Source organism: Blastococcus sp. SYSU DS0619, from assembly GCF_054051035.1.
On sequence record NZ_JBJHAM010000018.1, the window covers coordinates 54,966 to 73,896 of the forward strand.

Here is an 18,931-nt window from a genome sequence, read left to right on the forward strand (position 1 = left end):
GCCGGGCACCGGCGGGGTAGCGAGGGCCCATGGCGCTCCCCAAGGTCCTCGTGCTCGTGCTCGCCGGTGGCAAGGGCAACCGGCTGGAACTGCTCACCGAGCAGCGGGCCAAGCCTGCCGTCCCGTTCGCCGGGGTCTACCGGCTGATCGACTTCCCGCTGTCGAACTGCGAGCACTCGTCGATCGCCGACGTGTGGGTGTCGGTGCAGTACCAGCCGCAGTCGGTGAACGAGCACCTGGGCGGCGGTCGCCCCTGGGACCTGGACCGCACGAACGGCGGCCTCATGATGCTGCCGCCGTTCCAGGGCAGCGAGCGGGGCGGTTTCACCGAGGGCACCGCCGACGGCTTGTGGCGGCAGTCCGAGCTGATCCGGCAGTTCGCCCCCGACGCGCTCGTGGTCGTGAGCTCCGACGCCGTGTACAAGCTGGACTACCGCGACGTCGTCGACAGCCACCTGGGCTCCGGTGCCGAGGTGACGATGGTGACCACCGAGGTCGAGGCGGACGACGCCTCCCGCTACGGCATCGTCGAGGTCGGTGAGGGGGGCCGGGTGACCGGCTACGCCTACAAGCCCGACGACCCGGCGACGACGACGGCGACCAACGAGGTGTTCGTCTTCTCCCCGGAGCCCACGCTGGACCGGCTGGAGGCGCTGAGCCGCGATGTCGGCGAGGACGGTCTGGAGGACCTCGGCGACCACCTGCTGCCGGCGCAGACGAAGGACGGGCTCGCCCGCGCCTACCCGCTGAACGGCTACTGGCGCGACGTCGGGACCATCGAGTCCTACTGGCGGACGAACCGCGAGTTCCTCGACGAGGAGCCGCCGCTGGACCTCGACGACCCGCGCTGGCCGGTGCACACCCGGGGCGGGCGGCACAGCGCCGCCCGGGTGCTCCACGAGGGGAGGATCGAGAACAGCCTGCTGTCCGGCGGTACCCGGATCTCCGGCAACGTGCGCGGCTCGGCTCTCTCCCCGGGCGTGGTGGTCGAGCGGGGCGCCACGGTCGTCGACTCGGTACTGCTGCCGGGCGTCCGGGTGCGGGCCGGGGCCACTGTCACGCGCGCCGTGCTCGACGACAACGTGCACATCGGGTCGGGCGCCTCGGTGGGCGGGGAGGGTGACATCGCGCTGGTCGGCCGGGAGGCCCGGGTCGCCGACGGCACCGAGGTCGCCGCGGGCGCCCGCTACCCCGAACCGGAGGAGTGAGCGGGAAGCGCACCTGCCCCGCCCGCGTTGCGCGGGGCATGACCCAGCCCTTCGAGCTCGACCTGCACTCGGAGTTCCTCCGGGCGGACCTCTTCTACAACATGGGCCGGCCCGACGAGGCCGCGCGCATCCTGCGGCCGGTCGTCGACGCCGAGCCGCGCAACGCGGCGGCCCTGGAGCTGCTGGCCCGCGCCTACTACGGCTCGGCCCAGCTCGCCTCCGCCGAGGAGTCGCTGGGCCGGCTGGTCGACCTGGCGCCCAGCAACGGCTGGGCTCGCCGGGCGCTGGCCCGCACCCTCGAGCGGCAGAGCCGGGCGGGCGAGGCCACCGTCCACCACCGGATGGCCGACGCCCTCGGCGCCGCCTGACCGGCGGTGCCCCGGCCGGGCCGAGCGGTTCTGGGACGATGGGCAGGACGGGGCGCATCGCCCCTCCGCATCCGCACGGGCCGCGCGCGTCCGCCGTCCCGGTCCCGATCCGAGCACGCGCTCGACCAGGAGTTCCCATGACCCGCCGCACCGTCCCCGGGGCGCTGCTCGCCCTCCTCGTCCTCGTCCTGCCCGCCTGCGGTGGCGAGGAGGCGGGCTCGTCGGCCGGGGAGTGGTCGACGACCGTGGCGGAGGAGGTCTCCGCCGACCTCTCCGAGGCCCCCGAGGTGCCCGCGACCGATGCGGAGCCGCCGGCCGAGCTGGTCACCGTGGACGTCGTCGAGGGGGACGGCGCCGAGGCCGTCGACGGCACCACCGTCGCGGTGAAGTACGTCGGCGCGTTCTACGAGACCGGCGAGGAGTTCGACTCCTCCTGGAGCCGCGGCGCCGACGACACGCTGCCGGTCACCCTCGGTGCGGGCCAGGTGATCGCCGGCTTCGAGCAGGGCATCACCGGCATGCAGGTCGGCGGCCGCCGGGCGATCGCCATCCCCAGCGACCTCGGCTACGGCGACCAGGCCACCGGGCCCATCCCGGCCGGCTCCACGCTGGTCTTCGTCATCGACCTGGTCGAGGTCAGCTGACCGGCGGACCGCTGCTGCCGACACGCGCTGCGTCACGGCACGCCGCGCCACGCCGGGCCGACGCGCCGACGCCGCGTCGGTCGGGGGACCCGTGGGCACCCACTCGTCCATGAGCATTCTCGGAAAGCTGATGGGCACGGCACAGAGCGCGACCCGGGGTGGACGGGGCACCGCACGGCCGGGACGCGGCATGGGCCGCGCCACCACCCGCGGCGGCACGGGTCGCCGGTCGGGCCGGGGGCGCGCTGCCGCGAGCTCCGGCGGCGGCCTCGGACGCATGGTGCAGGGCTTCCTCAGGCGGCGCTGAGCAGGGGGACGGCCCGGCCGCGGCCGGGCCGTCCGCTACTCGCAGATCTCGAGCCGGGTCACCGAGCCGTTGTGCGGGGTGATCGCGGGCATCGCGTCGGGCCCGAGCCCCGCCGCCACGGCCTGGACCGCCCGGATGGTGTCCCCGTGCGTCACGAGCGCGACGACGTCGGCGGGCGGCTCGGCGCACAGCTGCGCGAGGAACGCCGCCACGCGGGCGTGCAGCTCCGCCAGGCTCTCCCCGCCCTCGGCCGACCACTGGGCGTCGGACCAGTCGACGACGTCCCACAGCTCGTGCGAGGGCCGGCCCTCCAGCACCCCGTAACCCTGCTCGCGCAGGGCGGGCGTCGTGCGGAACGGCAGGCCCGTCGCGCGGGCGCAGTGCTCGGCGGTCTGCACCGCGCGGAGCAGGTCGCTGGACAGCAGCACACCCGGCCGCAGCGAGGCCAGCTCCGCGGCGGCCGCCTCGGCCTGGCTGTGCCCGAGCGGGGTCAGCGGCACGTGCGCGGTCTGCCCCTGCATGAGCCCCGCGGCGTTCCACTCGCTCTGCCCGTGCCGCACGAGCAGGAGGGTGATGGGGTGGGCCATGGCAAGGAGGCAGCGTAGGGCAGGGGTCTGCGGTGCGTATCGGCCCGCCTCGTACCGTCGTGGACGTGACCATCCCCGTCCGCCCCGGTGCCGCCCGTCCGGCCGCTCGTCCGGGCACCCCTGACCCGCTGGCCCCCCTGCTCGAGCTGCCGGGGGTGCGGGAGGCCGCGGACGCCGCCCGCGCCGGCATCGACCGGCTGCTGGGCCACCGCGTGCTGCGCCGGGAGTCGGCCGGGGTCAGCACCGAGTCGGCCCTGCGCGGCGCCCGCGCCTCCGCCGCGCTGGCCGGGGTCGACGTGCCGCTGGCGGAGCTGCGGGCCGGATCGGTCGACGACCCCGTGGTGCAGGGCGCGCTGCGGGTCTCCGCGGCACTGGGCTCGATGGTGGAGACCTGGCCCCGGGCCCCCGGTCAGGTGCTCGCCCGCCTGCACGTCCTGGCCGCCGCCGACCTCGCCGAGCGGGACGACCTGGGCCGTCCGGCCGCGCACGCCGGGGCCCGGCTGTCCGGGCTGTTCTCGATCGTCCCCGCCGTGACCACCGTGCCCGCCGTCGTCGTCGCCGCCCTGGTGCACGGCGAGCTCGCCGCGCTGGCCCCCTTCGGCACCGCCGACGGCGTCGTCGCCCGCGGTGCCGCCCGGCTGACCGGCATCGCCCGGGGCCTGGACGTCAAGGCCGTGTCGGTGCCCGAGGTGGGGTTCGCCGAGTTGGGCCGCGAGGCCTACGGCGAGGCGCTGGCCGGCTACGCCGCCGGTACGCCCGAGGGCGTCGCCGGCTGGCTGGTGCACTGCTGCCGGGCCACCGAGCACGGCGCGCGGGAGGGCCTGGCCATCTGCGAGAGCCTGCTCCGGGGCTGAACCCGGCGCCGGGCGGGCCAGGACGCGACACTGGGGGCATGCGCACCCTCGACGTCCCCGGGCTCGGCCCGGTCAGCCGCATCGGCCTGGGCACCTGGCAGTTCGGTTCCCGCGAGTGGGGCTACGGCGACGCCTACGCCGACCGGGCGGCCGGGGACATCGTCCGCCGGGCGCGCGAGCTGGGCATCACCCTGTTCGACACCGCCGAGGTCTACGGCTTCGGGCGCAGCGAGACGATCCTGGGCGAGGCGCTGGGCGAGGAGCGCGACCGGGTCGTCGTCGCCAGCAAGATCTTCCCGGTGGCCCCGTTCCCACGGGTCGTGCGGCAGCGCTGGGCCGGCAGCGCCCGCCGCCTGCAGCTGGACCGCATCCCGCTCTACCAGGTGCACCAGCCCAACCCGGTCGTGCCCGACACCGTGACGATGCCCGGGATGCGGGCGCTGCTCGACGAGGAGCTGATCGGCGCGGCCGGCGTCTCCAACTACTCGCTGGACCGCTGGCGCGCCGCCGACGACGCCCTCGGGACGCCGGTGCTGGCCAACCAGGTGCAGTTCTCCCTGGCGCACGTCGGCCCGCTGGACGACCTGGTGCCCTTCGCCGAGCGCGAGGACCGGTTGGTCATCGCCTACAGCCCGCTCGCGCAGGGCCTGCTGGGCGGGAAGTACTCGGCCGACCGCCGCCCCGGGGGCGTCCGCGCGGTCAACCCGCTGTTCGGCACCGAGAACCTCCGGCGGGCGCAACCGCTGCTGGACGTGCTGCGGGAGGTCTCCGACGCGCACGACGCCACGCCCGCGCAGGTGGCGCTGGCCTGGCTGATCGCCCAGCCCCGGGTGGTCGTCATCCCCGGGGCGTCCAGCGTGGAGCAGCTGGAGTTCAACGCCGCGGCCGACGCGCTGCGGCTGGCCGACGACGAGGTGACGGCGCTGACGGCGGCGGCCCGCGCCTTCTCCCCGGTCTCCGGCGTCCGCACGCTCCTCGACGGGGTGCGGGAGCGGTTCGGGCGCTGACCGGCGGTCAGGCGCCGCGGCGGCGACGGCGGCCGGGGACCGGTGCCGGTCCCTCGGCGGGCAGCAGCCCCGCCCGCACCGCCCGGTGCCGGGCGTACCAGGCCAGCCCGACGACGGCCGCGCCGACGCCCATGGCCGCGCCGGTGACCACCGGCGCCGGCGGCACGGAGAAGCGCGCCCGCATGCTGACGGGGCGCTCGAAGCGCCGCATCGGCCAGCCGCGCTGCAGGGCGGCCTTGCGCAGGCCGCGGTCGGGGTTGACCGCGGTGGGGTGGCCGACGGCCTCGAGCATGGGCAGGTCGGTGACCGAGTCGCTGTAGGCGTAGCAGTCGGCCAGGTCGTAGCCGCCCTCGGCGGCGAGGGCGCGGATGGCCTCGGCCTTGTGCTCGCCGTAGGCGTAGAACTCGATCTCGCCGGTGTAGCGGCCGTCGACGGTGACCATCCGGGTGGCGACGACGCGGTCGACGCCGAGCATCTCGCCGATCGGCTCGACCATCTCCGCCCCGCTGCTGGAGACGATGACGATCTCCCGGCCGGCGGCGCGGTGCTCCTCGATCAGGTCGGCCGCCTCGGCGTAGACCAGCGGGTCGACGATCTCGTGCAGGGTCTCGCGGACGATCTCGTGGACCGTGCCGGCGTCCCAGCCGGTGACCATGGCGGTGAGCTGGGCGCGCAGCCGCTCCATCTGCTGGGCGTCGGCGCCGGCGACGGAGAAGACGAACTGGGCGTAGGCCGTCTTCAGGACGGCACGCCGGTTGATCAGCCCGCCGTTGAAGAACGGCCGGCCGAAGGCCAGGGTGCTGGACTTGGCGATGACCGTCTTGTCGAGGTCGAAGAACGCCGCGGCACGGGACACGGAAGTCACTGTAGGTCGATCGGCACGTCGCACAGGAGAGCGCACACCGTCCACACCCGATGGGGTCATCCACAGTTCCGCTGCCGTTCTGGCACTGTCTGCCCACTGTCCGATGGGGTCGGCGCGTGCCCGTCCTGCCGCCGGTGTCCCGGCCTCCCCGCCCCCTGGTCGTCAGCGCCGACGAGGAGCTGCTCGACGAGCTCCTCCGGCTGCTCGCGGCCGCCGGGGCGGAACCGGAGCTGGCCACCGGCGGCCCGGCGCTGCGCCGGGCGCACCGCGAGGCGCCGCTGGTGCTGCTGGGCGCCGACGCCCTGACCGGTGGTGCCGTCCGCGCCCTGCCCCGCCGCGCCGGCGTCGTCGTCGTGGCTCCGCGGGAGCTGCCCCCGGCGGAGTGGGCGGCCGCGGTGGAGGTCGGGGCGGAACGGGTCGCCGTGCTCCCGGCCGACGAGGCGTGGCTGCTCACCCGCTGCGCGGCCGCGGTCCGCGCGCCGGCCGAGCGCGGCGCGCTGGTCGCCGTGGGTGGCGCCTGCGGCGGCGCGGGCGCGAGCACGGTGGCGGCGGCGGTCGCGGTCGGCGCGCCCCGGGGTGCGGTGCTGCTCGACGCCGACCCCTGGGGTGGCGGGCTGGACCTGGTGATGGGGGCCGAGCTCGCCGAGGGGCTGCGCTGGTCGGAGCTCACCGGGCTGCGCGGGGCAGTGGCCGGGGATGCGCTGCTCGCCGCGCTGCCCGAGGTCGGCGGGGTGCACCTGCTCTCGGCCGACCGGAGCCGTGCCACGCCGATCCCCGAGGATGCGCTGACGGCGGTGGTGGACGCCGCCCGCTCGACCGGCCACCCGGTCGTCGTGGACCTGCCGCGGCCCGGGCCGGACGGCGTCGGGCGCGGGCCGCAGGACGTGCTCGCCGACGCCGACCTCGCGGTGCTCGTGGTGCCCGCCCGCCTGCGCGCGGCCACGGCCGCCCGGCAGCTGGTCGACGCCGACGGGTCGGCCTGGTCGTCGGCCCGGCTGGTGGTGCGGGCCCTGCCCGGGGGGCTGGCCGCGGACGACGTGGCGGAAGTGGTGGGCCGCCCCGTGCTGGCCGAGCTGCCGCACGACCGGAGCGCGGTGGCGCGGGGCGAGCGGGGCGACCCACCGGGTGCCGTGCCCCGGTCGCCGCTGGCCGGGCTGGCCCGCCGGGTCCTCGGGGTGCTCGACGGGGAGGGCGGCCGGTGAGCGCCCCGTCGCTGCTGGACCGGGTGCGGGCGCGGCTGGCCGTGGAGGAGCAGGCGCCCTCGCGGGCCGGGGTGGCCGCGCTGGTGCGCCAGGAGGCCGGCGGTCTGATGGGCGACGGCGAGGTGCTGCGCGCGGTGCGCAGCGCCGTCGACGAGCTGGCCGGCGCGGGGCCGCTGGAGCCGCTGCTGCGCGTTCCCGGCGTCACCGACGTGCTGGTCAACGGGCCCGACGAGGTGTGGCTGGACCGCGGCGCCGGGCTGGAACGGGCCGCCGGCGTCCGGTTCGCCGACGAGGACGCCGTGCGCCGGCTGGCCGTCCGGCTGGCCGCCTCGGGCGGGCGCCGGCTCGACGACGCGGCGCCCTGGGTGGACGTCGGCCTCGCCGACGGCACCCGGCTGCACGCCGTGCTGCCGCCGGTGTCGGGCGGGGGCACGTGCCTGTCGCTGCGGGTGCTGCGCCGGTGCGCGCAGCCGCTGGCCGACCTCGAGGCCCGCGGCGCGCTGCCCGGGGAGAGCGGTGCGCTGGTGCGGGCGGTGGTCGCGCGGCGGTCGGCGTTCCTGGTCACCGGCGGCACCGGCTCGGGCAAGACGACCCTGCTCTCCGCCCTGCTGGGTGAGGTCGACCCGGCCGAGCGGCTGGTGCTGTGCGAGGACGCCGCCGAGCTGACCCCGCCGCACCCGCACGTGGTGCGCCTGGTGACCCGTCCGCCGAACGTGGAGGGCGCGGGTGCGGTCGGCCTGCGCGACCTGGTCCGGCAGGCGCTGCGCATGCGCCCCGACCGGCTGGTCGTGGGCGAGGTGCGCGGGCCGGAGGTCGTCGACCTGCTCGCCGCGCTCAACACCGGGCACGACGGCGGCTGCGGCACCCTGCACGCCAACCGCTCCGCCGAGGTGCCGGCGCGGCTGGAGGCGCTCGGGGTCGCGGCGGGCCTGGGGCGCGCGGCGGTGCACAGCCAGGCCGCGGCCGGGCTCGAGGTCGTGCTGCACCTGCGGCGGGTCGCGGGGGAGCGGCGGGTGGACGAGATCGGGCTGCTCCGCCGGGTCGGTGAGCTGGTCGTGGTCGAGCCGGGCTGGCGGGCCGACGGCGGGCCCTGCCCGGCCGGGGACGCGCTGCGCGCCCGGCTGTCCGGCCGATGACCGCGGCGCTGCTGGCCGTGGCCGGCGCGGTCCTGCTCTGGCCGGACGGGCGGGCCGAGCGGCGGGCCCGGCTGCGCGCGGTCGCCGGCGGCGCACCGGGAGCGGGGCAGCCGCCGGTGCCGCTGGTGGCCGCGGTCGGCGCCGGGGCGGTCGCCGCCGTCCTGAGCACCCCGCTGGTGGCCCTGCTCGCCGGCGGCTGCGCGGTCCTGGCCGCCCGCGCGTGGTCGTCGCGCCGCGCCGCGGCCGCGGGGGAGGCGCGGCTGGCCGCCCTGGCCGAGGCACTCGGCGCGCTCTCCGGGGAGCTGCGCGCCGGGCGGGCGCTCGACGACGCGGTGCGCACGGCGGCCGCCGCCTGCCCCGACCGGCGCTCGGGCGCCGCGCTCACCCGGGCGGTCCGCGCCCCCGGAGCCCCGGTGGAGGCGGACGGTCCCGAGGGCGCCGACGGGCTGGCCGCGGAGCTCGCCCGGCTGTCGGCGGCGGTGGCGCTCAGCGGCCGCACCGGGTGCTCGCTGGCCACGGTGGTCGCCGCGGTCGAGGACGACCTGCGGGCCCGGCTCCGGCGCCGGCGGACGCTGCAGGTCGCCACCGCCGGCCCCCGGTCCAGCGCCCGGTTGCTGGCCGGCCTGCCGGTGCTGGGGCTGGCCATGGGCAGCGGCGTCGGCGCCGATCCGTGGCACGTGCTCACCGCGACCGGCACGGGGCAGTTGCTGCTGGTCGCGGGGGTGCTGCTGGAGGTCGCCGGGATCGCCTGGACCGGCCGGCTGGTGCGCCGGATCGGGCGATGACGCCCGGCCCGGCGCTGCCGGTGCTCCTGCTCGCGCTGGCCTGCGCCGTCTGGGTGCCGGGTTCGGCGCTCGCCGGCTCGCGGCTGCGCCGGCTGGTCCGTCAGGTGGCGCCCGACCGGACGAACGCCGGGGACGGTGCGGCCGGGGCGCGGCGCCGCCGGTGGGCGCTGGCCGGGGGCGCCGGGCTCGCCGCCGGCCTGCTGGTCGGGGGGACCGCAGGGGCGCTCACCGCGATCGGGGTCGCCGTGGCCGGCGAGCGGCTGCTCCGGCGCGGCCCCGATCCGGACGAGGAGGCGCGGGCTGCCCTGGCCCGGGACCTGCCGGCGGCCTGCGACCTGCTCGCCGCCTGCCTGGCCGCAGGCCTGCCCGTCGCCGGGGCGCTGGCCGCGGTGGGCGGAGCGGTGCCGGCACCGCTCGGGCCGTCCCTGCGCGCGGTCGCCGCCCTCTACCGGCTGGGCGCGGCACCCCGGCGGGCGTGGGCGGACGTCCCCGTGGAGCTCGCCGGGCTGGGGCGGGCGCTGGTGCGGGCCGGGGAGTCGGGGGCGGCCGCGGTGCCCGCGCTCTCCGCGCTGGCGGCCGAGACCCGGGCGGCGGACCGGGCCGCTGCGGAGGCGGCGGTGCAGCGGGCGGGGGTGTGGGTGCTGGCGCCGCTCGGCGTCTGCTTCCTGCCGGCCTTCGTCTGCCTCGGCGTGGTCCCGCTCGTGCTCGGCATCGCCGGCGACGTCTTCGGCTGACCCCGTCCACAGCCGGCGGCGCTCTCCACAGATGCCGCGCGGCCCTCGTCGGGGGCCGGCGCACCGCCGAGGCTCGGTCCCACGGCCCCGCCGGGGCCCCGACCGAGGAGGAACCCCATGACCGCACCGCTGCCCGGACCCGCGCCCACCGACCCCGCCCCGCACGCGGGAGCCGGCCCCCGCCCGACGGCTCTCGGGCGCCGCTGGGCGCGGCTGCACGCCGCCGCGGAGGCCGGCATGAGCACCGCCGAGTACGCCGTCGGCACCGTCGCGGCGTGCGCCTTCGCGGCGGTGCTCTACCGGGTCGTCACCGGCGACTCGATCGTCTCGGGCCTGACCGACCTCGTCGACGCCGCTCTGGCAACCCTCTCCTGAGCCGTGCGCGGCCGTCTGCGGAGGGGCCCGGGCGCGGAGGCCGGGATGGTCACCGCCGAGACCGCCGTCGTCCTGCCGGTGCTGCTCGTGGTGCTGGTGGGCGCCCTCGCCGCGGTGACGGTGGTGGGCGCCCAGCTGCGCTGCGTCGACGCCGCCCGGGAGGGCGCGCGGGCGGCGTCCCGGGGCGAGGACGTCGTCACGGTGACCGACTGGGCCGGCCGGGCCGCACCGGACGGCGCGCGCACGACGGTCACCGCCGCGGCGGACGCGGTCCGGGTCCGGGTCAGCGCCGAGGTAGCCCCGCTCGGGCCGCTGCCGTGGCGGGTCACGGTGAATGCCGAGGCGGCCGCGCGGTGGGAGCCCGGCGCGGAGCCGTCCGGGTGAGCTCCGAACGCGGGTCGGCGACGGTCTGGGTGCTCGCCCTGTCGGCGGTGCTCGCGCTGCTGGCCACGGCGGCCGTCCTGGTCGGGGTCGCGGCGGTGGCCCGGCACCGGGCCGCGGGAGCCGCCGATCTCGCCGCGCTCGCCGCGGCCGGGCGCGCGGTCGTCGGCGACCCGGCGGCGTGCACCGCGGCCACCGACGTCGCCGCCGCCAACGGCGCGGAGCTGACCGGCTGCCGGGTGGGGGAGGGCGGCGTCGTCGACGTCGCGGTCACGGTGCCGGTACGGCTGGGCCGGCTGGGGGTCCACACCGCGCACGGCCGCGCCCGCGCCGGTCCGGAGGCCCCGGGGTGAGCGGCCCCGGATCAGAAGACCAGGTCGTCCTCGTCCGCCGCCGCGGCCTCGTCCTCATCCGCGGCCTCGGCGGGAGCGTCGTCGGCCGCGCCCCGCACACCGTCGTCGGGCTCGGCGTCGCCCCGCTCGTCGGCGGCGGCCAGCTCGTCGAGGACGACGTCCAGCACCCGTACCGCGCCGGCCTTGTCCAGCGGGTCGTTGCCGTTGCCGCACTTGGGCGACTGGACGCAGGACGGGCAGCCGCTCTCGCACTCGCAGCTGGCCACCGTGGCCCGCGTCGCCTGCAGCCAGCGGCGCAGCGCCGCGTAGCCGCGCTCGGCGAACCCGGCTCCGCCCGGGTGCCCGTCGTAGACGAAGACCGTGGCGGTGCCGGTGTCCGGGTGCAGCGCGGTGGAGAGGCCACCGAGGTCCCAGCGGTCGCAGGTGGCCAGCAGCGGCAGGATGCCGATCGCCGCGTGCTCGGCGGCGTGCAGCGAACCGGGCAGCGCCACGTCGTCGACCTCGGCGCGCTGCACCGCCCGGGAGTCCAGCGTGAGCCACACGGCCTTGGTGCGCAGCTGGCGGGCGGGGAGATCGAGCGGGAACTCGGCGAGCACCTCGCCGGTGCCCAGCCGCCGCCGCTGGTAGGCGACCACCTGGTTGGTGACGTCGACGACGCCGGTGTGCGCGGTGACCGTGCCCAGCGGCCGGGTCTGCTCGATCGAGACGACCGCCAGGTCGGTGACGTCGCGGGCGACGGTGGTCCAGTCGGGGCTCTCCGGGTGCACGACGGCGCAGGCGTCGTCGACGTCGAGCTCGTCGACGACGAAGGTGTCGCCGCGGTGCACGTAGAGCGCGCCCTCGTGCACGGTCGCGTGCGCCGCACCCCCGTCGACGGTGCCGAGCAGCCGCCCGGTGCCGCCCTCGATGATCGCGACCGGCTGGTCGCCGCTGCCGCGGATGTCGACGTCCGGCCGCCCGCGCCCGGCCCAGTACCAGCCGGTGGGCCGGCGCCGGAGCTGACCGGCGGCGACCAGCTCCTCGAGCTGCGCCTCGGCCACCGGCCCGCCGAAGTCGGCGAGGTCCGCAGGCACGAGCGGGAGCTCGGCGGCGGCGGCGCACAGCTGCGGCCCGAGCACGTAGGGGTTGGCCGGGTCGGTGACGGTGGCCTCGATCGGCCGGCCGAACACCGCCCGCGGGTGGTGGGCCAGGTAGTGGTCCAGCGGGTCGTCGCGGGCGACGAAGACGACCAGCGACTCGCGCTGCGCCCGCCCGGCGCGGCCGGCCTGCTGCCACAGCGAGGCCAGCGTGCCCGGGTAGCCGGCGAGCACCACGGCGTCCAGGCCCGCGATGTCGATGCCGAGCTCGAGGGCGTTGGTGGTGGCGACGCCGAGCAGGTCGCCGGCCGACAGCGCACGCTCGAGCTCGCGCCGCTCCTCGGGCAGGTAGCCGCCGCGGTAGGAGTCGACCCGGCGCACCAGATCGCCGCGCCCGCGGTCGGCCAGGATCCGGCGGGCCTGCTCGGCCACCGACTCGGCGCTGCGCCGCGACCGCACGAACGCCAGCGTCCGTGCGCCCCGTTCGACCAGGTCAGCGAGCAGGCCGGCGGCATCGGCGGCGGCCGACCGGCGCAGCGGGGCCCCGTGCTCGCCGGTCCGCTCGGTGAGCGGCGGCTCCCACAGCGCGAAGGTGGCCCCCGGCCGCGGCGAGCCGTCGTCGGTCACCGCCACGACGTCCTCGCCCACCAGCCGGGTGGCGGCGGCCGCGGGGTCGGCGACCGTGGCCGAGGCCAGCACGAACACCGGCTCCGCGCCGTAGCGCCGGCAGATCCGCCGCAGCCGGCGCAGCACGTGGCCGACGTGCGAGCCGAAGACCCCGCGGTAGGCGTGGCACTCGTCGATGACCACGTAGGCCACCCGCCGCAGGGTGCTCGACCAGCGCTGGTGGGCCGGCAGGATCCCGCGGTGCAGCATGTCCGGGTTGGTGACGATCCAGCGGGAGTGCCGCCGGACCCAGTCGCGCTCCTCGGCGGGGGTGTCGCCGTCGTAGGCCGCCGGCCGCACGGAGGGGTCGGCCAGCGCGGCCACCGACGCCAGCTGGTCCCGGGCCAGCGCCTTGGTCGGCGCCAGGTACAGGACGCAGGCCCGCGGGTCCTCGGCCAGCCGGGTGAGCGCGGGCAGCTGGTAGGCCAGCGACTTCCCCGACGCGGTGCCGGTCGCGACGACGACGTGCCGGCCCTCCCGGGCCAGCTGCGCGGCCGCCACCTGGTGCTGCCACGGCGCCTGCACGCCGCGGGCCTGCAGCCGCTCGCGGAGCCCCGGATCGGTCCACGCCGGCCAGTCGAGGGTGCGGCTCTCCCGCACCGGGACGTGGTGCACGTGGGTGACCGGCTGCTCGTCCTCGGCCGTCGCGGCGAGGAGGGCGGTGAGCAGCTCGCCGCCGGGCGGCACCGGTCCCGGACCGGTCACCCCACCGGCCCGGCCCTCGCGCGCGAGGTCGTCGTCCGTGCCGGGGGGAGCCGACCGGACCGGGTGGAGCGTGGTCACCTCACCACTGTCACACCTGCCCGCAACCGCACCGCGACGCCCACCGAGGAAGGGGAGGGCGAGACGGCCTCACGAAGTGTGATCTCGCTTACACTTCGCGCCGTCCCGGGGCCTGCCCCGGGACGCCGACCTCCGCCGATCCGGGGAGCACGGCGCCTCCCGGGCGGCCGCCGATGCTTGGAGGACCCATGCCCGACGGTTCGCTGTCCGGCGGGGAGACGGCGCTCGTCGCCGTCGTCCTCGCCATCTCCCTGGCCGCCCTCGCCTTCGCCGCCTACCTGGTCCGCGCGGTCCTCGCCGCCGACCAGGGCACGGAGAAGATGCAGGAGATCGCGCGGGCGGTGCAGGAGGGGGCGGCGGCCTACCTGCGTCGGCAGTTCCGCACGCTCGCCGTCTTCGCGGTCGTCGTCTTCGCGGTGCTGCTGGTCCTCCCGGTGGCCGACGGCGGGCTGGGCACGCGTCTCGGCCGGGCGGTGTTCTTCCTCGTCGGCGCCGTGTTCTCGGCGCTGGTGGGCTTCATCGGCATGACGCTGGCCACCCGCGGCAACGTCCGGATGGCCGCGGCGGCGCAGGGCGGCGGCTACCGCCCCGCCTTCCGCATCGCGTACCGCACCGGCGGCGTGTGCGGGATGATCACCATCGGGCTGGGCCTCTTCGGCGCCGCCCTGGTGCTGCTCCTCTTCGACGACACCGCGCCGGTGGTCCTCGAGGGCTTCGGCTTCGGCGGTGCCCTGCTGGCGATGTTCATGCGCGTCGGCGGCGGCATCTTCACCAAGGCCGCCGACGTCGGCGCCGACCTGGTCGGCAAGGTGGAGGCCGGCATCCCGGAGGACGACCCGCGCAACGCCGCGACCATCGCCGACAACGTGGGTGACAACGTCGGCGACTGCGCCGGCATGGCCGCCGACCTCTTCGAGTCCTACGCCGTCACCCTGGTCGCCGCACTCATCCTGGGCCAGGTCTTCTTCGGCTCGATCGGCATGGTCTTCCCGCTCGTGGTCGCCGCCATCGGCGTCATCGCGTCGGTCGTGGGCGTCCTGGCCACCAACCCGGGCAAGAACGACCGCAACGGCCTGGCCCCCATCAACCGCGGCTTCTTCGTCTCCGCCGCGGTCTCGCTGCTGCTGGTCGCGGTCGCCTCGTTCACCCTGCTCCCCGACACCGGTGGCGGCGCCGACCTGGCGGTGAGCCCCCAGGTGCTCGGCTTCGTCGCCGTGCTCGTCGGCGTCGTCCTGGCCGCGGCCATCCAGCAGCTCACCGGCTACTTCACCGAGACCAGCCGCAAGCCGGTGCAGGACGTCGGCCGCAGTTCGCTGACCGGTCCGGCCACCGTCATCCTGTCCGGCATCTCGCTGGGGCTCGAGTCGGCGGTCTACGCCGCGCTGCTGATCGGCGGGGCGGTCTACGGCGCCTTCCTCATCGGTGGCGGGGCGGCGCTCTACGCGGTCGCGCTGGCCGGGTGCGGTCTGCTCACCACGGCCGGCGTGATCGTCTCCATGGACACCTTCGGCCCGGTGAGCGACAACGCCCAGGGCATCGCCGAGATGTCCGGCGACATCGACGACGAGGGCGCACGCGTCCTCACCGACCTCGACGCCATCGGGAACACCACCAAGGCGATCACCAAGGGCATCGCCATCGCCACCGCCGTCCTCGCGGCCACGGCGCTCTTCGGCTCCTACAACGCGCAGGTCGCCGTCGCGCTCGACGAGGCCGGCACCACGCTGGGCAACGCCTTCAGCCTGGTGAACCCGAACAACGTCGTCGGCGCGGTGCTGGGCGCCGCGGTCGTCTTCTTCTTCTCCGGGCTGGCCATCAGCGCCGTGTCCCGGGCGGCCGGACGGGTCGTGTTCGAGGTGCGCGAGCAGTTCCGCACGCACCCCGGGATCATGACCTACGCCGAGCGCCCCGACTACGGCGCCGTCGTGGACATCTGCACCAAGGACTCGCTGCGCGAGCTGGCCACGCCGGGCCTGCTGGCCGTGCTCGCCCCGGTCGCCGTCGGCTTCGGGCTCGGCATCGGCCCGCTGGCCGCCTACCTGGTGGGCGCCATCGCGGCCGGCACCCTGATGGCGGTGTTCCTCTCCAACTCCGGCGGCGCCTGGGACAACGCCAAGAAGATGGTGGAGGACGGCAGCTACGGCGGGAAGGGCAGCGAGGCCCACGCCGCCACGGTCATCGGGGACACCGTCGGCGACCCGTTCAAGGACACCGCCGGCCCGGCGATCAACCCGCTGATCAAGGTGATGAACCTCGTCGCCCTGCTCATCGCGCCCGCGGTGGTCGCCCTGTCGGTGGGGGAGGACGCCAACACCCCGGTCCGGGTGGCGATCGCGCTCGCCGCGGTGGTGGTCGTCGTGGTCGCCGTGGTGGTCTCCAAGCGCCGCTCGGTCGTCGTCGGCGAGCCGACGTCGGAGGCCGACGGCACCCGGCTGACCACCACCGCCCCCTGACCGCCGCGTCCGGGAGCGTCTGACCCCTCCGCGGGACAGGGCCTTCCGCGGGCCGGGAACTCCGCCGCAGCATCCACGTTGGGGCGGGTGACGGCACGCCCACGGAGGGTCGCGCCCGGCGGCCCGGCCGCGGGGTGGCTTACCGTGGCCCGCCGAGGGGCGTTGCGCGGCGGCGCCCGTCCGGTCCCGGACCCCGGGGCCGGTGCACCGGGGCCACCCGGTGCGGACCGGTACGCCGCGCCCGCACCACCTCAGCACCACCGACAGGAGTCCCGTGCCCACCAAGACCACGAAGCCCGCAGCCGAGAGCGACCCGACGACCGACGGGGCGGCGAAGAAGCCCGCCCGCCGGGGGTCGGCCGCGTCCGGCGGCAGGCCGCTGGTCATCGTGGAGTCGCCGACCAAGGCGAACAAGATCGCCGGATACCTGGGCAGCGGCTACGTCGTCGAGGCGAGCGTCGGGCACATCCGTGACCTGCCGCGGAACGCCGCCGACGTGCCGGCCGAGCACAAGGGCGCGGCGTGGGCCCGGCTCGGGGTCGACGTCGACAACTCCTTCGAGCCGCTCTACGTGGTCAGCCCCGACCGCAAGCAGCAGGTGACCCGGCTCAAGCAGCTGGTCAAGGACGCCAGCGAGATCTACCTCGCGACAGACGAGGACCGCGAGGGCGAGGCCATCGCCTGGCACCTGATCGACACCCTGAAGCCGCGCGTGCCGGTGCGCCGGATGGTCTTCCACGAGATCACCCCCGAGGCCATCGCCCGCGCCGTCGCCAACCCCCGCGAGCTGGACACCGACCTGGTCGATGCCCAGGAGACCCGGCGCATCCTCGACCGCCTGTACGGCTACGAGGTCAGCCCGGTCCTCTGGAAGAAGGTGCTGCCCAAGCTGTCGGCGGGCCGCGTCCAGTCCGTGGCCACCCGCATCGTGGTGGAGCGCGAGCGCGAGCGGATGGCCTTCACCGCCGCCGACTACTGGTCGCTGGAGGGCACCTTCGCCGTCCCCGGCCGCGCCGACGGCGCGGACGAGGGCGAGCCGACCACGGTCCGCGCCAAGCTGGTCAGCGTCGACGACAGCCGGGTGGCAACCGGCCGGGACTTCGACCCCGCCACCGGCCGCACCACCGGTGACGTCGTCCACCTCGACGAGGCCGGCGCCCGCGGACTGGCCGCCCGGCTCGAGGGCCGCCAGGTGAGCGTCAGCCGGGTCGACGAGAAGCCCTACCGCCGTCGTCCGTACGCGCCGTTCACCACCTCCACGCTGCAGATGGAGGCCGGCCGCAAGCTCGGCTGGTCCTCTGCCCAGTCGATGCGGGTGGCCCAGCGGCTGTACGAGAACGGCCACATCACCTACATGCGCACCGACTCGACCAACCTCTCCGACGAGGCGATCAACGCCGCCCGCCAGCAGGCGCGCGAGCTGTACGGCGACGCCTACGTGCCCGCCGAGGCCCGGCGCTACAAGAGCAAGGCCAAGGGCGCCCAGGAGGCGCACGAGGCGATCCGCCCGGCCGGGGACAGCTTCCGCACGCCCGGTCAGCTCGCGGCCGGGCTGGCCCGGGACGAGTTCCGGCTCTACGAGCTGATCTGGCAGCGCACCGTCGCCTCGCAGATGGCCGACGCCGTCGGGCAGACCGTCAGCGTCCGGCTGGCCGGTCGCAGCAGCACCGACGAGGCGGTCGAGTTCACCGCGTCGGGGCGCACCATCACCTTCCCCGGCTTCCTGCGCGCCTACGTGGAGTCCCGCGACGAGGGCGCCCAGAACACCGGCGAGGACGACCACGGCAGCGACGACGCCGAGCGCCGGCTGCCCCGGCTCGAGCGCGGCCAGCAGCTGGACACCCAGGCCCTGGACGCCAAGGGGCACACCACCCAGCCGCCGTCCCGCTACACCGAGCCGAGCCTGGTCGCCCGGCTGGAGGAGCTGGGCATCGGACGGCCCTCGACCTTCGCGTCGATCATGCAGACGATCCAGGACCGCGGATACGTCTGGAAGAAGGGCAACGCGATGGTGCCCTCCTTCGTCGCCTTCGCGGTGGTGAACCTGCTGGAGCAGTACTTCACCCAGCTCGTCGACTACGACTTCACCGCCTCGCTGGAGGAGGAGCTCGACGAGATCGCCGGCGGGAACCTGCAGCGGGTCACCTGGCTGACCGAGTTCTACTTCGGCGGTGAGGGCGGCCACGCCGGCGCCATCGCGCAGTCCGGTGGCCTCAAGCACGTGATCGGCCAGCGGCTGGAGGAGATCGACGCCCGCGGCATCAACTCCATCCCGCTGCGCGCCACCGACCCCGAGGGCCGCCCGGTCGTCGCCCGGGTCGGCCGCTACGGCCCGTACCTGCAGGCGGGGGAGGACGGCGGGCGGGTCAGCATCCCCGAGGACCTCGCGCCCGACGAGCTGACCGAGGAGAAGGTGCGCGAGCTGCTCGAGGCGCCGTCGGGCGACCGCGAACTGGGCACCGACCCGCAGTCCGGGCACCCGGTCGTGGTGAAGGCCGGCCGGTACGGCCCCTACGTCACCACCGTCGTCCCCGAGGACGGCAAGGAGGCCCCGCGGACGGCGAGCCTGTTCTCCTCCATGTCGCCGGAGACGCTCACCATCGACGACGCGCTCAAGCTGCTCACGCTGCCGCGCACCGTCGGCACCGCACCCGACGGCGAGGAGATCCAGGCGCTCAACGGCCGCTACGGGCCCTACCTCAAGAAGGGCACCGACTCCCGGTCGCTGGACAGCGAGGAGAAGCTGTTCACCGTCACCCTCGACGAGGCGCTGGCGATCTTCGCCCAGCCCAAGCAGCGCGGCCGCGCCGCGGCGAAGGCCCCGCTCAAGGAGCTGGGCCCCGACCCGGTCACCGAGGGGCAGATCACCGTCCGCGAGGGCCGCTTCGGCCCCTACGTGACCGACGGCGAGACCAACGCCAGCCTGCGCAAGGGCGACGACGTCGAGACGATCACCATCGAGCGGGCGGCCGAGCTGCTGGCCGACCGCCGGGCGGCCGGGCCGTCGACCAGGAAGAAGGCCGCGAAGAAGACCACGGCCAAGAAGACGCCGGCGAAGAAGACCACCGCGAAGAAGGCGGCGGCCAAGAAGACGAGCGCGAAGAAGGCGGCGGACACCGCCGCACCGGTCACCGCCGGCTGATCGGC

17 protein-coding genes are annotated in these 18,931 nt (G+C 76.5%); 14 read left to right on the forward strand and 3 right to left on the reverse strand.

Translation table 11 applies throughout. From position 1 onward, the window contains the following. The first annotated feature begins 29 nt into the window (after nt 1-29). The 3 genes from ACI79T_RS16995 (at nt 30) to ACI79T_RS17005 (ending at nt 2,220) form a co-directional block, all read left to right on the forward strand. On the forward strand, nt 30-1,208 hold the full coding sequence (locus ACI79T_RS16995) for a glucose-1-phosphate adenylyltransferase family protein (RefSeq protein WP_456611265.1): 1,179 nt from the start codon (nt 30-32) through the stop codon (nt 1,206-1,208). 38 nt (nt 1,209-1,246) lie between these two features. After that, entirely contained in the window at nt 1,247-1,576 is a 330-nt protein-coding gene (locus ACI79T_RS17000) for a tetratricopeptide repeat protein (protein ID WP_456611266.1), read from the forward strand. 137 nt (nt 1,577-1,713) lie between these two features. Continuing rightward, nucleotides 1,714-2,220: an FKBP-type peptidyl-prolyl cis-trans isomerase gene (locus tag ACI79T_RS17005; protein ID WP_456611267.1), complete on the forward strand. Its 507-nt coding sequence runs from the start codon at nt 1,714-1,716 to the stop codon at nt 2,218-2,220. A 342-nt stretch (nt 2,221-2,562) separates the two neighbouring features. Here ACI79T_RS17005 and ACI79T_RS17010 read toward each other — a convergent pair whose 3' ends face one another. Then, nucleotides 2,563-3,114, reverse strand: coding sequence for a histidine phosphatase family protein (locus tag ACI79T_RS17010; RefSeq protein ID WP_456611268.1), 552 nt, complete (start codon nt 3,112-3,114; stop codon nt 2,563-2,565). Between the two features lie 65 nt (nt 3,115-3,179). Between ACI79T_RS17010 and ACI79T_RS17015 the strand changes: the two genes are divergently transcribed. After that, the gene (locus ACI79T_RS17015) at nt 3,180-3,968 is read left to right on the forward strand and encodes an oxidoreductase (RefSeq protein WP_456611269.1); all 789 of its coding nucleotides are present in this window, start codon (nt 3,180-3,182) and stop codon (nt 3,966-3,968) included. Between the two features lie 38 nt (nt 3,969-4,006). Further along, nucleotides 4,007-4,975 carry an aldo/keto reductase gene (locus tag ACI79T_RS17020; protein WP_456611270.1) on the forward strand — a complete coding sequence of 323 codons (969 nt, stop codon included), beginning with the start codon at nt 4,007-4,009 and terminating at the stop codon, nt 4,973-4,975. 7 nt (nt 4,976-4,982) lie between these two features. Here the strand turns inward: ACI79T_RS17020 and ACI79T_RS17025 are convergent, their stop codons facing one another. Beyond that, a complete protein-coding gene (locus ACI79T_RS17025) occupies nt 4,983-5,831 on the reverse strand; it encodes an HAD family hydrolase (protein WP_456611271.1) in 849 nt (282 codons plus the stop codon). Nucleotides 5,832-5,956: 125 nt separating this feature from the next. Between ACI79T_RS17025 and ssd the strand changes: the two genes are divergently transcribed. From ssd to ACI79T_RS17060, 7 genes are all read left to right on the forward strand, one after another. Then, on the forward strand, nt 5,957-7,042 hold the full coding sequence (ssd, locus tag ACI79T_RS17030; RefSeq protein ID WP_456611272.1) for a septum site-determining protein Ssd: 1,086 nt from the start codon (nt 5,957-5,959) through the stop codon (nt 7,040-7,042). Beyond that, nucleotides 7,039-8,178 carry a TadA family conjugal transfer-associated ATPase gene (locus tag ACI79T_RS17035; protein WP_456611273.1) on the forward strand — a complete coding sequence of 380 codons (1,140 nt, stop codon included), beginning with the start codon at nt 7,039-7,041 and terminating at the stop codon, nt 8,176-8,178. Before ssd ends, ACI79T_RS17035 begins: the two co-directional genes overlap by 4 nt. After that, nucleotides 8,175-8,963: a type II secretion system F family protein gene (locus ACI79T_RS17040; protein WP_456611274.1), complete on the forward strand. Its 789-nt coding sequence runs from the start codon at nt 8,175-8,177 to the stop codon at nt 8,961-8,963. Before ACI79T_RS17035 ends, ACI79T_RS17040 begins: the two co-directional genes overlap by 4 nt. Then, a complete protein-coding gene (locus ACI79T_RS17045; RefSeq protein WP_456611275.1) occupies nt 8,960-9,697 on the forward strand; it encodes a type II secretion system F family protein in 738 nt (245 codons plus the stop codon). Before ACI79T_RS17040 ends, ACI79T_RS17045 begins: the two co-directional genes overlap by 4 nt. 117 nt (nt 9,698-9,814) lie before the next feature. Continuing rightward, nucleotides 9,815-10,072, forward strand: a complete 258-nt coding sequence (locus ACI79T_RS17050; RefSeq protein ID WP_456611276.1) for a DUF4244 domain-containing protein — start codon at nt 9,815-9,817, stop codon at nt 10,070-10,072. Between the two features lie 45 nt (nt 10,073-10,117). Further along, the gene (locus ACI79T_RS17055; protein ID WP_456611277.1) at nt 10,118-10,456 is read left to right on the forward strand and encodes a TadE family type IV pilus minor pilin; all 339 of its coding nucleotides are present in this window, start codon (nt 10,118-10,120) and stop codon (nt 10,454-10,456) included. Then, a complete protein-coding gene (locus tag ACI79T_RS17060) occupies nt 10,453-10,806 on the forward strand; it encodes an Rv3654c family TadE-like protein (protein WP_456611278.1) in 354 nt (117 codons plus the stop codon). Before ACI79T_RS17055 ends, ACI79T_RS17060 begins: the two co-directional genes overlap by 4 nt. Nucleotides 10,807-10,817: 11 nt before the next feature. Here ACI79T_RS17060 and ACI79T_RS17065 read toward each other — a convergent pair whose 3' ends face one another. Continuing rightward, entirely contained in the window at nt 10,818-13,331 is a 2,514-nt protein-coding gene (locus ACI79T_RS17065; RefSeq protein ID WP_456611279.1) for a DEAD/DEAH box helicase, read from the reverse strand. 188 nt (nt 13,332-13,519) lie between these two features. Here ACI79T_RS17065 and ACI79T_RS17070 point away from each other — a divergent pair, with 188 nt between their 5' ends. Both ACI79T_RS17070 and topA read left to right on the forward strand, forming a co-directional pair. After that, nucleotides 13,520-15,784 (forward strand): sodium-translocating pyrophosphatase, encoded by a 2,265-nt coding sequence (locus tag ACI79T_RS17070; protein WP_456611280.1) that lies wholly within the window; start codon nt 13,520-13,522, stop codon nt 15,782-15,784. Between the two features lie 274 nt (nt 15,785-16,058). Then, on the forward strand, nt 16,059-18,926 hold the full coding sequence (topA, locus tag ACI79T_RS17075; protein WP_456611281.1) for a type I DNA topoisomerase: 2,868 nt from the start codon (nt 16,059-16,061) through the stop codon (nt 18,924-18,926). Nucleotides 18,927-18,931 lie beyond the last annotated feature (5 nt).

Excerpts from the sequence above, each read along its gene's own strand:
- ACI79T_RS17050 (WP_456611276.1), top strand. The coding sequence starts at position 9,815 with ATGACCGCACCGCTGCCCGGACCCGCGCCCACCGACCCCGCCCCGCAC.
- ACI79T_RS17055 (WP_456611277.1), top strand. The coding sequence starts at position 10,118 with ATGGTCACCGCCGAGACCGCCGTCGTCCTGCCGGTGCTGCTCGTGGTG.
- ACI79T_RS17045 (WP_456611275.1), top strand. The coding sequence starts at position 8,960 with ATGACGCCCGGCCCGGCGCTGCCGGTGCTCCTGCTCGCGCTGGCCTGC.
- ACI79T_RS17070 (WP_456611280.1), top strand. The coding sequence starts at position 13,520 with ATGCCCGACGGTTCGCTGTCCGGCGGGGAGACGGCGCTCGTCGCCGTC.
- ACI79T_RS17000 (WP_456611266.1), top strand. The coding sequence starts at position 1,247 with ATGACCCAGCCCTTCGAGCTCGACCTGCACTCGGAGTTCCTCCGGGCG.
- ACI79T_RS17040 (WP_456611274.1), top strand. The coding sequence starts at position 8,175 with ATGACCGCGGCGCTGCTGGCCGTGGCCGGCGCGGTCCTGCTCTGGCCG.
- ACI79T_RS17005 (WP_456611267.1), top strand. The coding sequence starts at position 1,714 with ATGACCCGCCGCACCGTCCCCGGGGCGCTGCTCGCCCTCCTCGTCCTC.
- ACI79T_RS17010 (WP_456611268.1), bottom strand. The coding sequence starts at position 3,114 with ATGGCCCACCCCATCACCCTCCTGCTCGTGCGGCACGGGCAGAGCGAG.
- ACI79T_RS17020 (WP_456611270.1), top strand. The coding sequence starts at position 4,007 with ATGCGCACCCTCGACGTCCCCGGGCTCGGCCCGGTCAGCCGCATCGGC.
- ACI79T_RS16995 (WP_456611265.1), top strand. The coding sequence starts at position 30 with ATGGCGCTCCCCAAGGTCCTCGTGCTCGTGCTCGCCGGTGGCAAGGGC.